Below are 13,464 nucleotides of genomic sequence, written 5' to 3' on the forward strand. Positions count from 1 at the left end.
AGGCTCAGTGACAACCACCGAAGAAGCCCTCACCTACGAGTCCACTTCACGGTTCGCGCAAGTGCGCCCCGATCTGAAACTGCACTTCCACGAGGCGGGCGTCGGAAACGACAAGACCATCGTGCTGCTGCACGGCGGTGGCCCAGGCGCGTCGTCGTGGTCTAACTTCGCCCGCAACATTCCGGTGTTGGCGAAGAGCTTTCACGTCATCGCGGTCGATCAGCCCGGTTACGGGCAGTCCGACAAGCCGACGGAGCATCCGCAGTACTTCGTGCACAGTGCGTCGGCGCTCAACGATCTCCTGGACACGCTCGAGATCACCGGTCGCGTTGATCTGCTGGGCAATTCGCTCGGTGGTGGCGCTGCTGTTCGCTTTGCGCTCGACTACCCGGACCGTGCGGGTCGCCTCGTTCTGATGGGCCCCGGCGGTCTGAGTGTCAACCTGTTTGCGCCGGACCCCACCGAGGGCGTCAAGAACCTCGGAAAGTTCAGCTACCAGCCCACCCGAGAAAACCTCGAAGCATTCCTGCGGATCATGGTCTTCGATCAGAAGCTGATCACGCCGGAACTCGTCGACGAACGTTTTGCTGCCGCCAGCACTCCCGAGTCGCTGGCTGCGGCCAAGGCGATGGGTAAGTCCTTCTCCAGCGGTGACTTCGAGCTCGGCATGCTCTGGCGCGAGGCGTACAAGCTTCGTCAGCGTGTGTTGCTGATCTGGGGCCGTGAGGATCGGGTCAACCCTCTCGACGGCGCACTGGTCGCGCTCAAGATGATCCCGCGCGCGCAGCTCCACGTCTTCGGCGGTTGCGGTCACTGGGCGCAGCTCGAGAAGTTCGACGAATTCAACCGGCTCGCAACCGACTTCCTGCTCGACGGAGGTAAATGATGGGTATTCGATCTCTGGCGTACATGCGCATCGGGGCCACCGACATGGCTGCGTGGCGCGAATACGGACTCAAGATCCTCGGAATGATCGAGGGCAAGGGCGTCGACGCGGAATCGCTGTATCTGCGTATGGACGACTTCCCGGCGCGCCTTGTCATCGTTCCGAACGACACGGACCGTCTGCTCGTCTCGGGTTGGGAAACCGCGAATGCCGCTGAGCTGCAGGATATCCGTGACAGGTTGTCGGCAGCCGGTGTTCCGTTCAAGGAAGGCACGGCGGAGCAGCTCAAGGACCGTCGCGTCGTCGAGATGATCGCGTTCGAGGACACCTCGGGCAACTCCCTCGAGGTGTTCCACGGAGCTGCTCTCGAACACCGCCGGATCGTGAGCCCGTACGGGCACAGGTTCGTGACGGGTGAGCAGGGCCTCGGCCACGTCGTGCTCACCACCGATGACGACGATGCTTCGCTGCGGTTCTACCGCGACGTACTCGGATTCAAGCTTCGCGACTCGATGCGTCTGCCTCCGCAGATGGTCGGCCGGCCCGCGGACGGCGACCCGGCGTGGCTGAGGTTCCTCGGCTGCAACCCGCGTCACCACAGCTTGGCGTTCCTGCCGTTGCCCAACCCGACGGGCATCGTGCACCTGATGCTCGAAGTGGAGAACTCCGACGACGTCGGACTGTGCCTCGACCGGGCACTGCGCAAGAAGGTCAAGATGTCGGCGACTCTCGGTCGCCACGTCAACGACGAGATGCTCTCGTTCTACATGAAGACTCCAGGCGGGTTCGACATCGAATTCGGTTGTGAGGGGCTAGAGGTCGAGGACGAAAACTGGATCGCGAGGGAAAGCACGGCCGTGAGCCTGTGGGGTCACGACTTCACGGTGGGAATGAAGCCGTGAGTTCGCCCGACGCGTCGGTGAGTGCGGAGCAGGCGATCGATCCACGCCAGTTCCGCACGGTTCTCGGGCAATTCTGCACGGGTATCACCATCATCACGACAGTCGACGACGGTGAGCCTGTCGGGTTCGCATGTCAGTCTTTCGCGGCCCTGTCACTCGACCCGCCTTTGGTGTTGTTCTGCCCCACCAAGGGTTCTCGGTCGTGGGCGGCAATCGAGCGGACCGGTAAGTTCGCCGTCAACGTGTTGGCGGAGGAACAGCAGGCGGTGTGTGCTCGTTTCGGGTCACGTGAGCCGGACAAGTTCGCCGGCATCGATTGGACGCCATCGCCTCTGGGCTCGCCGATCATCGACAAGTCCCTTGCACACATCGACTGCACGGTGGAAACCGTGCACGACGGCGGCGATCACTACGTCGTCTTCGGTCGGGTGTCGTCGATGAGTGAGATCAAGACCGAACGCCCGCTGCTCTTCTATCGCGGGCAGTACACGGGCATCGAGCCGGACAAGACTGTTCCGGCTACCTGGCGTGACGATCTGGAAGCGTTCCTGACGACCACGACAGAAGATACCTGGCTGTAGGGGGCAAGCCCCCTGTGCGCCTTTTTGGTAGTGGTAACTACCAAAAAGGCGCACAGGGCCGGAGGCCCTACAGCGAAAAACAGGTATGACAGAAGTCGTCACCGAACGGCGTCAGCAGGATGCTACGACGCACTATCTTGTTGGATCGTCCGGCTCGCTTGACCGCCTCGATCACCGACGGCTGTACCTCGACCACCTGGTACCGGTCGGCCTCGACGGGCTCGCGTGAGAACGCCACCAAACCGAGCCGATGCAGGTTGTTCAGGTACGCGCTGATGCGGTCCAGATGGCGACATCCCGCCAGTTCTCCGATCATCGACAGACCCTCGTCGATCATCTCCGAGCCGACGCCGAACGGCCGCGCCGTGCGTACGTCCACGCTCGGTTGCGCACCGGAGGTGGCCAACAGCCGAAGAATTCGGGCTTCGTCGGGCGCGATCTCGTCGAGGATCCGGTCGTAGGCCGGGTGCAGATCGTCACGATCGGTCACGTCCGCGGAACGGTCCAGCAATCTGTCGCCACGTGCCCGCAGCGCCGCGAGAGTGGCCTCGACGCTCTGCTTGCGATTGGTTCGAGTTGCCATTGCTGCCCGTAGGTTCTCGGTCCGCGAGCCGTCTCCGTTGGAGTTCTCGGCCCGACGTTCGGATTGAACATTGGCCGATTCAGCGGCCTCTGCCGCGGCTTCGGCCGCAGCCTGAACGATCTGCCGCGTCGCCTCCTTCGCCGTTCCGAAAGCCCAACCCGTCAGCTTGATCGACGTGAGCGTCGTCGTGGCGGTCAGCCCGACGAGGCTACGGATCAGACGCTTTTCGACGGATTCGACCGGCGTGATGTCCGCAGCCCAGTCGTACGATTCCGCTTCGACGATCATGCGATGGTCGTGCTCACTCATGCTCATACTCCGAATATTGCGAGGTGTAGGAAACCGGCAAACGAGCCCAGCACGGCCCCGTGTACGAACAACAGCCACTCGTCCTGCTTGACGGCTGAGCGTAGTAGTTCGCTGAAATCTTCCGGTGAAAGGATGCTCATGCGTTCGGTGACGAAGACACGAATCTTCTCCGACTGGTTCTCGGCGAACTCCGCGTCCTCGAAGACCCGGGGGTACAGGTCGAGCACTTCGGTGGTGGCCAGGCCGGGCAGACGCTTGTAGCTCTGCGAACCGACTGTCATCTTGACCACTGACTTTGCCCAGCCGGCTGCGTCGTCGACGGATTCGCGCAGTACCTGATCGAGCATCCGCCGCGTTCGGTCCGAGCGGGGACCTTCGAGGAGTTCGGTGCCGATGTTCTCGAGCGTTACGACGTGATCGGCGAGGGTTTTTGCGTACCCGGCGATGATCTCGGTGCGGCGTTTCAGGAAGAGTCCCTGCCGCCACGGCACCCAACGGCTGGGGGTGATCGGTTCGAAGATCATCGTGATGCCGAGGTAGTTCACGATGTATCCGATGATCACACCGCCGATGGGAAGCACCCACCACTGCGGAACCAGGTGGAGGATCCCGACGAGCACGAAGCCCATCGGGAAGCCGAAGTAGAAGCCGAAGTTCTGCATGAACCTGAGCTCTTTGTTGCCCATCGTGCGGAAGATGTCGTTGAGCAGTTTGGGGTGCGAAGAGAGGTAGCGGATCACCATCAGCTTCGCGTCGATGAACTCGTCGATGTCCTCTTCGATGCGGTCGGTGATCATGCGCACGCTGGCCGGCAGATCGTCCTCCACTTTGCGGAAGACGGCTTCCTTCACCGACGTCGGAAGGTTGTGCCAGAGCTGAGGATTCTCGGCCGTCATGATTCTGGTGACCACACCGCGCACTTCACTGCGCGAGATGTTCACCAAGTGCTCGGCGATGCTGTCCGGGTCCAGAACGCGGTAGAAGTCGGCGATGCTGCCGACTTTCGCGAGGGATTTGTCGACGGCGATCGACGCCATCTTCTCCGCCCTCGAGGGGACGATGCCTTGCCAGCCGAATCGGCCGTCGCTCGTGATCGCCGGGATCACCTGGACGCGCCGGGGGAGGAACGGGAAGAGCAGTTTGAGGCCGGGCACTTTGATCCCGTGGAAGTTGATCGGCGCAAAAAGCATCAGGACGCCCGACCAATTGGTGATGTACCCGATGATTCCCGTGAACAAAGGAATGGTGATCAACTGTTCGAGCAAGTGGTCCGGCACCGTCGCACATCCTCCTCATATCCGAGAACCTCACGTTCGGACATGATTGCCGAAACTTCGCTCTTCGTGGGTGTTTCGTTGGCTACTGCTGCGCCTTCCCAGTTGCGTCAGCATAGAGGCCCGACAATTCGGGCTGTAGGTGGGTAGGAAGTTGATGTAACCTCACGTACATGGTCAGTATTGCGCACAACACGACGACGCCGGTTCTCTTCCGGCGCATCGTTTAGCAACTGCTGACCGAACCCTTTCAGCCCCGGGAGTTATCGCCCCGGGGCTTTCCTGTTTCGTCGCTCCGTGTGCGTCTCCCCTTGAACGATTCGGAGAGCTCTCATGAGCGTTGACCACCGCGAACTCGGGCGCGACCTGGAGTTTTTCGCCACCACCCCCACCGTCGGGGCCGGCCTCCCACTCTGGTTACCGGACGGCGCGATCATCAGGAACGAACTCGACAAGCTCGCCGCCGAACAAGCAGCGCGATCCGGATGCCGGGGTGTCTATACCCCCGTTATGGCGAAGAAAGAGTTGTACGAGAGATCTGGGCATTGGTCCAAGTTCTCGGACGACATGTTTCCCGAAATGAAGATAGGCGGAGAGTCATTTCTCCTTCGTCCGGCTAACTGTCCCCATCACGCTCAGGTATTCGCCGCTCGCGGTCGTAGTTATCGCGAGCTACCTTTCCGCGTTCGTGAACTCGGCTCGATGTTCCGTAGCGAACTCTCCGGAGTTCTCAGCGGATTGAGTCGAGTCTGGCAGATCAATCTCGACGACGCACATGTCTTCTGTAGTCGTGAACAAGTGCAAGCGGAAGTGATAGTCGCGCTCGACGCGATCGAGCGCTGCTACTCGACTCTGGGGATTGCCGAACGGAAGTACCGCCTCTCGATCAGAGGGGGAGAGGGGCAGTACCTCGGCACCGACGAGCAGTGGGCGGACGCCGAGGATCACCTTCGCGGGGCGCTGAATGAACGCTCGATCGAGTACGTGGAAGCGAAGGGGGAGGCAGCGTTCTACGGTCCCAAGATCGACGTCCAGGTGCGAGACGCGCACGGCCGCGAGGAAACACTCTCGACCGTGCAACTCGACTTCAATCAACCGGAGCGGTTCGACCTCGAGTACACCGCTGAGGACGGATCCAAGGCTCGCCCCGTCATGATCCATCGGGGCTTGCTCGGATCGATGGAACGCATGACTGCGCTTTTGATCGAAAGGTTCGAAGGGCGGATGCCGCCGTGGCTGGCACCCAACCAAGTCTCGATTCTGCCCGTCGGCGACCGGCACCAGGTTGAGGCCGAGCGTTTGCGGGCCGATCTCGAGGCTCGCGATGTTCGAGTGGCGATCGCGCCTGACGGATCGTTGGGACGTCGCATCCGCGAGGCACGCACTCACCGTGACCCGTACATCGCGGTGATCGGGGACAACGAGGTGCACGGCGGCACCGTCGACGTTCTGGTCCCCGCGCGTGGTGGGCGGGTGGTCGTCGATGCGAGTGTGTTTGTCGCTCAGGTGGTCTCGGGCATCAAAGAGCGTGCCCTGCTTCCGGCAGACTTCTAGCCGACGGGAAGCTCGTGGAGCGCGCGCACCAGTGGCGCGAGTTCGGGTGTCTTGCATGCCTCGTCGAGCGCGGCCTCGAGGGTGGCGTCGTGCGTCGGCCGTGCGCTTTCGAGAAGCTCGCGGCCGGCCGGCGTCAGCTCGGTGTAGATGCCTCGACGGTCGTCGGCGCACAGGATGCGCGTCAATAGTCCTCGATCTTCGAGTCGATTGACCAAGCGCGTCGTGGCGCTGCTGCTCAGTGCGGCAGCGCGAGCCAACTGAGCCATCCGCATGTGCCAGCCGTCCTGGCGGCTCAAAGCGTCGAGGACGGTGTATTCGACGACGGACAGTTTGTGCTCACGCTGGAGCGCGCGTTCCAGTTCGGTGTCGAGGGCGCCGTGCAGTGCTGCGAGCGTGCGCCACCCTTGCGAACGGATTTCGACGGCGTCGTCGGCGATCCCCATGTGATTCTCCTTGTCCGTTTCCTGCGACTCCAGGTTACCAGCTTGCGCATGTAGCGCGCGCGTGCAACTATTTATAGCGCGCCTGCAACTAATGCACGCGCCCGCTAACGGCTTACGCGTAAATCTGTGAAAGGAACATCGAGATGCCATTGGGTCTCATTGCCCTCGCTATGGGCGGGTTCGGGATCGGCCTCACCGAATTTGTCATCATGGGCCTCCTGCCCGAGGTCTCGGCTGATTTCGAGGTCACCGAGTCCGTCGCGGGCTACCTGATCTCGGGCTACGCACTGTCGGTGGCGCTCGGCGCGATCCTCCTTACCGCTGCCGTCACCCGCTTCGAGCGCAAGAAGGTCCTTCTCTCGCTCATGGTGCTGTTCATCATCGGCAACCTGATGTCCGCGCTCGCGCCCTCCTACGAGGTCATGATGGGCGGACGCATCGTCGCGGCGCTGTGCCACGGTGCGTTCTTCGGAATCGGCTCGGTGGTTGCCGCCGACATGGTCGCGCCCAACAAGCGCGCCGGCGCCATCGCGATGATGTTCGCGGGCCTGACCATCGCCAACGTTCTCGGCGTTCCGTTCGGCACGCTGCTGGGCCAGCAACTCGGATGGCGCTCGACGTTCTGGGCCATCACCGTCATCGGCGTCATCGCGCTCATCGGAATTGCAGCACTCGTCCCGACGACGCCCGCCAGCACGACCGGTGGCGGATTGCGCGGAGAGTTGGGGGCCTTCCGCAACAAGCAGGTATGGCTCTCGATCGCCATCACCATCCTCGGCTACGGCGGAATGTTCGGAGCCTTCACCTACATCGCCTTCACCCTCACCGAGGTCACCGGCTTCGCGACGTCCAGCGTTCCGTGGCTGCTCATCCTCTTCGGCTCGGGCCTGTTCGTCGGCAACTTCCTCGGCGCCAAGGCGGCCGACCGTTCGCTCACGAAGGCGCTGGTCTGGATTCTCGCGATCCTGACCGTCGTTCTGATCGTGTTCGCCGCCACCGCGGAGAGCAAGGTCATGACTGTGATCTCGCTGTTCTTCATGGGCGCCTTCGGTTTTGCGACGGTTCCCGGTCTGCAGATGCGGATCATGAACTACGCGTCGGCCGCACCGACCATGGCATCGGGTGCCAACATCGCCGCCTTCAACGTCGGCAACGCACTCGGGGCGTGGCTGGGCGGAATCACCATCGCCGCGGGACTCGGCTTCACCTCCCCGATCTGGATGGGAGCGGCAGTCACTGTCGCCGGTCTGCTGGTCTTGCTCGTCGCGGCGAAGATCGACCGCCCGGCAGCGTCAGAGCCGTCGACGCCGACCACCTCGCTGCACCCGACCGCCGCCTGAACCTGTCCATTGCGCTCTGACCCCATCGCGTGAACGTATCGCTCCCCTTGTCCAACAAGGGGAGCGATACGTTCACGCGGGTCAGGTGAGGCGGAATTCGGCGGTCACCCCGGAGAAAGGCGTGATCGCGCCGCTACCCCGAGCCTTCGACGCACCGAAGTGTTGGACTCGATACGTACCCGCCGGAGTATCGGCCGGAACATCCCACGTGATGCGCACGACGGAACCGTTGCTCCCGACCCGGCGCCAGTGCAGTTTGGTGGACCAGTCGTTGTCGTCGGCGACCCGTGTCCAGGATCCGCCGGTATTGCGCTGGATCTCGTAGAAGGTCCCGTTTCGGTGAGTGTCGTTCTTGGGGTGGCCGGTGACGAACTCGACGGCAACCTGCGCACCCGGTGAGCTGTCGCCGGGCTGGACGGTCGCATCGCCGAATTGTGTTCCCGGCAAGGGCTCGTCGAAGTCGACGCCAGGTCCGAAGCTGGGTTGGAACCCGGACAGGTCGGCCGGAGCGGGGCCGCGAGGAGGTTCGGTGCCGTCGCGCATCGCGGCTGCAAGGGCGGCATACCCCTGCTGATAGGCCGGCAATGTGTAACGGCCGAACATCGTCGAACCGCCCTCGTACTGCTGCGAATCGTATTCCTGTGGTGTGGTGCAGTAGCTCGAGTACGAGTTCGCGTATCCCTGGAAGATGACGTTCTCGAGGGGAACCCCAAGCTCCTCGGCGACGGTTCGACGCACTCGTAATCCGGAGACGATGGTGAATTCCGCAGGGCCACCGATGATGTAGAACTGACCGATCCGCAGGATCTGGATCTTGAGTACGTTCGGCACCCATCCTCCCGGTGGCAGCAGGCCGACCGGAACGACTACGAGTTTGGGCGCCTGTGCATCCTGAAGCCATTGAGGCACAGGAGCATCCATACCGCCCAGGGCGTCGATCATGGGGTTTCGGGTGCCCTCGGGGAAGATCGGGATTGCCGGTCCGTCCTCGACGCTTCCGGCGCTCATTGCCGCGCCGATCGCGGCCGGAGCGGTGCGGTGCTCGCGTCCGTCGGGGGTGAATCTTCCGCTCACCACCTGATTTGCCATGTCCAGGTACATGATCCGACTGTCGACGCCACCGGTGACGGTGTCGGACGCCGCGTCGAAGGCAGTTCGAGCTGCCGCTACCTGGCGCAGCCCGATGATGCGTGCGTTCTCGAATTCGTCTTCGGTCGGTCCGCGTCCGGGCTCGAGGAAGAGGTTGGGTGACATGTCGCCGCTGTTGGTCTGCGGAAACGCAGCAATGAAGCTGGTGTCGCCGTCGAGGTAGCGCACGCCCTGGTCGTCGTGCTCCCAGAAGTACGCCGCGGCGCCCTTGTTGTCCCCGGAGATGAGATGGTTCTCGTTCGTAAGCGAGGCGCAGTGGGTGGCGAACCAGTTGATCGCTCCGATGTCCTTGCTGCCCCGACTGATACGCATGACACGCATGTGGTGGTCGTTGCCACCGGGGTAGTAGGCCTTGTCCTCTTCGGGGTTGAGGTCGAACGCCACTCGCGATCGGTTGACGCTGGCGTCGGTGAGATCGGACCGCCCGAAACGGACCGTGCCTGGCGCCAGGTTCTCGTGCGCAGCGCTGATCGCCTCGACCATGCCGTTGACCTCGGCTTCGAACACCTGCAGTTCGAAGCCGAGAACTGCGAGGTTGTACGCGTAGTTGTGCGAGGCCCCGCCACATGCCGCGTGTGAATGGATGGCCGTCAACATGACGTTGCGTTCGGTGTAGATGTCACCGAACCTCCCGGCCAGTCGGCGCAGGACCTCGTCGTGAACGGACTGGAAGATCATGCAGTTGTCGACGCACACGTAGGCGACCCGCGACCCGCCGGACTCGAAGATGAAGGCGCGTGCGCGCATTCGCTGGTGCAGTCCTTCGGCGCGTTGGTCGAAGCTCGAGTAGCCCATCATGCCGACTTCGGCGACCGGTCCGGTCACGTCGGAAATTCCGACGCCCACCTGCAGTGACGCCGACGACTTGTCGGTGCGTGCGGGTGAAACGGTGCGTGCCGGCGAAGCTGCGACGGCCTGGTTCGTCGACAGAGCGGCGAGCGCAGGTGCGGCGGCAGCGCCTGCCAGTACGGTGCGTCGGGTGATCTGCACGAGTGTCCTTTCGGGCGGTCTGACGCGAGTTGGTCAACCGTCCAGGAGTGTAGCCCGAGTCACACGTGACCGAAAGGGGTGCCGTCGGCCGACACTCAGATTGTTGTGGCCTCCCCGAACGTCATCGCCAGGTTCTTGATGGTCGTGGTCATCAGGGCCCGGCGGGGGAGTCCCAGTTTCCGAAGCTCCGCCGCCATCGGGTGACTGCCCAGTTGAACCTCGGCTCCACCAGGGCGCGATTTGACGCCGGTCGGTGCCATGTCCCACGACGTGCACCTGGTGGCGCCGTCGAGATGTGAGTACGCGGCCAACGACATGTTGGCTCCGCCGCCCGGCACGCTGACGCCGGATTTCACACTCAACTGTGTGATGAGTTTGCCGTCGCGAGAGACCGATCCGCGCTTGACCGAGCCGACGTGCTCGGTGTCGAACTCGGCGAGCACCTTCGGGAATCCCCAGATTTCCCGGCCGGCGGCCTTGGTGAACTCGCCGTCCACCGGCAACTCGTGAATGAGTGCCCCTGCAGTTCCGGCAGCGAGCGAACGTAGATCTCCCAGCACCGAGGTTTCGGGAGGCGCAGTGTGGCTGCGCACCATGTACGTCACTCCGAATTCGTTGTACGGCCCCAGATCCCCGTCGATGTAGTCGACAAAAACCAGGCCGCACAGCGCCCGGCCGGGACGGTACTGGAGCACGGTCAAGCCGGTGTAATCGATGATCGACTGCGCGGTTGTGCTGGGTACCGAGTACAACGCCATGAAGGCAGACGCGGTGCGAACTTCGACGGGCATCTCGACCTTCTTGCCCAGAATCGTATAGCTCATGGCGCCACCACCCCGCGGAGTCCGTCGGAGCCGTAGACGGGTTCGAGCATCGAGCGGAAATCCGGTCCGCGGCGCAGCATTTGGCCTCCGTCGACGTTGATGATCTGCCCGGTGATCCAGGTGGAGTGCGGTCCGAGGAGGAAAGAAGCGAGTCCGGCGACGTCCTCGACCTCGCCGACGCGTTCGAGCGGCGTGTTGGCCAGGTAGTCGTCCAGGATGGGGCCACCGTCGGTGATGAGCGCGACCAGATCCGTTCGGGTCAGCCCCGGGCGGATCGCGTTGACACGAATGTTGCTGGCGCCCAGTTCGTCTGCTGCCAACTGCACCAGGTGGTCGACGCCGGATTTCGAGACTCCGTACGCGCCGAACCAGCGATGTGTGTTGCTGCTGGCGATCGACGAGATCGCGACGATGGATCCACCGCCTCCTGCCACCAGTGCCCGCGCGCCGTGCTTGATCGTCAGCATGGTCCCCGTGACGTTGAGGTCGACGGTGCGGCGCCAGGCGTCGACGTCGAGTTGCGTGACCGGTGCGATGGTTTCGTTCCCGCCGGCGCAGGCCACGACTCCGTCGAGCTTTCCGGTGACGGACACCGCCGCGGCGACAGCGGCGACGACGTCTGTCTCGATCGTGACGTCGGCGGGGGAGACGCTGACCGATCCTGCGGCAGTCGCCTGCCGGATCGATTCGGCGGCAGCATCGAGTTTCGCCTTGTTGCGTCCGCAGATCGTGACGTGAGCGCCAGACGCAACCAGCGAACGAGCGATGCCCAGGCCGATGCCACTACCGCCGCCGGTCACCAGTATCGATGTGCCGGTGAAAGTGGGTATGCCCGCTGAGGCGGTGTCGTCGTCCATGCGTGTCTCCTGGTCGTTGCTCCGGCGGGCTCGCGTGCTGCTTCTGGAGGTTTTCCGGTCCGGCTTCGGTGAAAACGCCCCACGCTATATAGGAACAGGTTCTACTTATTGAGGCAAGGGTTGTGCGAGAGGTGGAGTGATGGCTACCAGACCGACCTTCGATTTGATCGACGGACGCTTCTACAGCGGAGACCTCGGGAATGTGCGCGACGCATACGCCTGGATGCGTGATCACGAGCCCGTGTACCGAGACGACGCCAACGGAATCACCGCGGCCGCGAGCTACGACGCCGTCGTCGCAGCCGAGCGGGATCCCGAACTGTTCTCCAACGCCGGTGGCATCCGCCCCGAAACCGGTCCATTGCCGCAGATGATCGACATGGACGACCCGCAGCACCTCACACGTCGACGCTTGGTCAATGCGGGTTTCACACGTAAGAAGGTCGAAGCCAAGGCCGGCCGTATCCGGGAGATCTGCGATCAACTGATCGACGCCGTCTGTGAGAAAGGAGAAGCCGACTTCGTCGCAGACCTGGCGGCACCGCTGCCGATGGCCGTCATCGGCGACATGTTGGGTGTCCGTCCGGAGGAACGCGCGTTGTTTCTGCGGTGGTCGGACGATCTGGTGAAGGCATTGGGAAGCAACGCTTCCCAGGATCAACTGCGGGCCATGATGGTTGCGTACGTCGATTTCACCGCGTACATGATGCGAACCATCGCCGAGCGGAGGAGCGACCCGGCCGACGATTTGGTGAGCACGTTGATTCACAGTGCGGTCGACGGCGAAGCCCTCTCCGATCAGGAAATCGTCAACGAATCCCTGCTGATCCTGATCGGCGGTGACGAGACCACACGGCACGTGCTCAGCGGCGGCATGGAACAGCTACTGCGCCATCCGGACCAGCGCCGGGAGCTAGTCGACGATCCCGATGCCATTCCCTTGGCAATGGAGGAGATGCTGCGGTGGTCCTCGCCGATCAAGAACATGGCTCGAACCCTGACCCGTGACACCGTTTTCTTCGGCGCGCAGCTGAAGGCAGGCGAGAAGATGCTGCTGCTCTTCGAATCGGCAAATTTCGACGAGTCCGTGTTCCTGAACGCCGAACGGTTCGATGTCGGCCGCACACCGAATCCGCACGTGGCCTTCGGCTTCGGAACTCATTTCTGTCTGGGCAATCAGCTGGCCAGGTTGGAGGGACGGATCATGTTCGAGCAACTCTTCGCCAGGCTGCCGGACATGGAACTTGCCACCGACGCGCCGTTGCAGCGGCGTGCGGCCAACTTCGTGTCCGGGCTCGAATCGATGCCGGTGCGGTTTAACTCTTCTGCCCCGTCAGCCGGGTAGTTGGCAGTTGGGCGGCGCAGCATCTTCGGAGAGGGGGCTGCCCGCCGGATTGACGTAGACGACCTCGAGCACCAATGGTGTTGTCTGCGAGTTGTTTCCGATGTGCACATGATCTGAACCGCTCGGTTCGATCAAAGTATTTCCGGCGCTGTAGATCCCGTCGACGGAGCAATCGGATCGGTAGTGGCTCAACGTGCCCTGCGCGATCAGCGCGTAGAGCGTCCCGTCGTGGAAGTGCCAACCGGTGGAACCGCCGGGGTCGATGGTGATCTGGCGCAGGATGTAGTCCTTGCCGTCGAAAGTCACCTGCCCGAGGATTTCCCCGTGTACTCCCGTGCTCGGTGTTGCCGACGCATTGATCGGCGTCAGAGACAGCCCGATCGCTGCGGACACTGCAAGCAGAACCTGATGGCGTTTACGCATGAGC

13 protein-coding genes are annotated in these 13,464 nt (G+C 62.9%); 6 read left to right on the top strand and 7 right to left on the bottom strand.

The window, feature by feature from the left end:
- Nucleotides 1-7: 7 nt before the first annotated feature.
- Genes hsaD through hsaB form a run of 3 tightly spaced genes read left to right on the top strand, consistent with a single transcriptional unit; the run spans nucleotide 8 to nucleotide 2,369 of the window.
- Nucleotides 8-886, top strand: a complete 879-nt coding sequence (gene hsaD / locus GN300_RS15000; protein WP_003945808.1) for a 4,5:9,10-diseco-3-hydroxy-5,9,17-trioxoandrosta-1(10),2-diene-4-oate hydrolase — start codon at nucleotides 8-10, stop codon at nucleotides 884-886.
- On the top strand, nucleotides 886-1,788 hold the full coding sequence (gene hsaC, locus GN300_RS15005) for an iron-dependent extradiol dioxygenase HsaC (protein WP_003945585.1): 903 nt from the start codon (nucleotides 886-888) through the stop codon (nucleotides 1,786-1,788). Before hsaD ends, hsaC begins: the two co-directional genes overlap by 1 nt.
- A complete protein-coding gene (hsaB, locus tag GN300_RS15010) occupies nucleotides 1,785-2,369 on the top strand; it encodes a 3-hydroxy-9,10-secoandrosta-1,3,5(10)-triene-9,17-dione monooxygenase reductase subunit (RefSeq protein ID WP_003945677.1) in 585 nt (194 codons plus the stop codon). The genes hsaC and hsaB overlap by 4 nt, the downstream gene beginning before the upstream one ends.
- A gap of 67 nt (nucleotides 2,370-2,436) precedes the next feature.
- Here the strand turns inward: hsaB and GN300_RS15015 are convergent, their stop codons facing one another.
- A complete protein-coding gene (locus tag GN300_RS15015) occupies nucleotides 2,437-3,261 on the bottom strand; it encodes an Abi-alpha family protein (protein ID WP_003945623.1) in 825 nt (274 codons plus the stop codon).
- 2 nt (nucleotides 3,262-3,263) lie between these two features.
- Nucleotides 3,264-4,538 carry a DUF445 domain-containing protein gene (locus GN300_RS15020; RefSeq protein ID WP_007734105.1) on the bottom strand — a complete coding sequence of 425 codons (1,275 nt, stop codon included), beginning with the start codon at nucleotides 4,536-4,538 and terminating at the stop codon, nucleotides 3,264-3,266.
- A gap of 330 nt (nucleotides 4,539-4,868) precedes the next feature.
- Between GN300_RS15020 and thrS the strand changes: the two genes are divergently transcribed.
- On the top strand, nucleotides 4,869-6,089 hold the full coding sequence (gene thrS / locus GN300_RS15025) for a threonine--tRNA ligase (protein ID WP_063315035.1): 1,221 nt from the start codon (nucleotides 4,869-4,871) through the stop codon (nucleotides 6,087-6,089).
- Here thrS and GN300_RS15030 read toward each other — a convergent pair.
- Entirely contained in the window at nucleotides 6,086-6,532 is a 447-nt protein-coding gene (locus GN300_RS15030; protein WP_003945852.1) for a MarR family winged helix-turn-helix transcriptional regulator, read from the bottom strand. The genes thrS and GN300_RS15030 overlap by 4 nt on opposite strands.
- 143 nt (nucleotides 6,533-6,675) lie before the next feature.
- Here GN300_RS15030 and GN300_RS15035 point away from each other — a divergent pair, with 143 nt between their 5' ends.
- The gene (locus tag GN300_RS15035) at nucleotides 6,676-7,872 is read left to right on the top strand and encodes an MFS transporter (RefSeq protein ID WP_063315034.1); all 1,197 of its coding nucleotides are present in this window, start codon (nucleotides 6,676-6,678) and stop codon (nucleotides 7,870-7,872) included.
- Between the two features lie 81 nt (nucleotides 7,873-7,953).
- Here GN300_RS15035 and GN300_RS15040 read toward each other — a convergent pair whose 3' ends face one another.
- The 3 genes from GN300_RS15040 to GN300_RS15050 form a co-directional block, all read right to left on the bottom strand.
- Nucleotides 7,954-10,011: a neutral/alkaline ceramidase gene (locus GN300_RS15040; RefSeq protein WP_063315033.1), complete on the bottom strand. Its 2,058-nt coding sequence runs from the start codon at nucleotides 10,009-10,011 to the stop codon at nucleotides 7,954-7,956.
- A gap of 95 nt (nucleotides 10,012-10,106) precedes the next feature.
- Nucleotides 10,107-10,835 carry an acetoacetate decarboxylase family protein gene (locus GN300_RS15045; RefSeq protein WP_003945787.1) on the bottom strand — a complete coding sequence of 243 codons (729 nt, stop codon included), beginning with the start codon at nucleotides 10,833-10,835 and terminating at the stop codon, nucleotides 10,107-10,109.
- Nucleotides 10,832-11,692 carry an SDR family oxidoreductase gene (locus GN300_RS15050; RefSeq protein WP_063315032.1) on the bottom strand — a complete coding sequence of 287 codons (861 nt, stop codon included), beginning with the start codon at nucleotides 11,690-11,692 and terminating at the stop codon, nucleotides 10,832-10,834. The genes GN300_RS15045 and GN300_RS15050 overlap by 4 nt, the downstream gene beginning before the upstream one ends.
- Nucleotides 11,693-11,831: 139 nt before the next feature.
- On the opposite strand from GN300_RS15050, the gene GN300_RS15055 reads away from it, so the two are divergent.
- A complete protein-coding gene (locus GN300_RS15055; protein ID WP_063315031.1) occupies nucleotides 11,832-13,037 on the top strand; it encodes a cytochrome P450 in 1,206 nt (401 codons plus the stop codon).
- Here GN300_RS15055 and GN300_RS15060 read toward each other — a convergent pair.
- The gene (locus GN300_RS15060) at nucleotides 13,026-13,460 is read right to left on the bottom strand and encodes a cupin (RefSeq protein ID WP_003945598.1); all 435 of its coding nucleotides are present in this window, start codon (nucleotides 13,458-13,460) and stop codon (nucleotides 13,026-13,028) included. The two genes, GN300_RS15055 and GN300_RS15060, sit on opposite strands and share 12 nt — an antisense overlap.
- Nucleotides 13,461-13,464: the final 4 nt, after the last annotated feature.

Origin of the sequence: Rhodococcus sp. Ni2, assembly GCF_021352185.1 — a bacterium.
In the GTDB taxonomy this organism is placed as follows: domain Bacteria; phylum Actinomycetota; class Actinomycetes; order Mycobacteriales; family Mycobacteriaceae; genus Rhodococcus_F; species Rhodococcus_F qingshengii.

Coding starts and splice junctions, on each gene's coding strand:
- GN300_RS15030 (WP_003945852.1), bottom strand. CDS start 6,532: ATGGGGATCGCCGACGACGCCGTCGAAATCCGTTCGCAAGGGTGGCGC.
- GN300_RS15060 (WP_003945598.1), bottom strand. CDS start 13,460: ATGCGTAAACGCCATCAGGTTCTGCTTGCAGTGTCCGCAGCGATCGGG.
- GN300_RS15055 (WP_063315031.1), top strand. CDS start 11,832: ATGGCTACCAGACCGACCTTCGATTTGATCGACGGACGCTTCTACAGC.
- GN300_RS15015 (WP_003945623.1), bottom strand. CDS start 3,261: ATGAGTGAGCACGACCATCGCATGATCGTCGAAGCGGAATCGTACGAC.
- GN300_RS15035 (WP_063315034.1), top strand. CDS start 6,676: ATGCCATTGGGTCTCATTGCCCTCGCTATGGGCGGGTTCGGGATCGGC.
- GN300_RS15050 (WP_063315032.1), bottom strand. CDS start 11,692: ATGGACGACGACACCGCCTCAGCGGGCATACCCACTTTCACCGGCACA.
- thrS (WP_063315035.1), top strand. CDS start 4,869: ATGAGCGTTGACCACCGCGAACTCGGGCGCGACCTGGAGTTTTTCGCC.
- hsaC (WP_003945585.1), top strand. CDS start 886: ATGGGTATTCGATCTCTGGCGTACATGCGCATCGGGGCCACCGACATG.
- GN300_RS15045 (WP_003945787.1), bottom strand. CDS start 10,835: ATGAGCTATACGATTCTGGGCAAGAAGGTCGAGATGCCCGTCGAAGTT.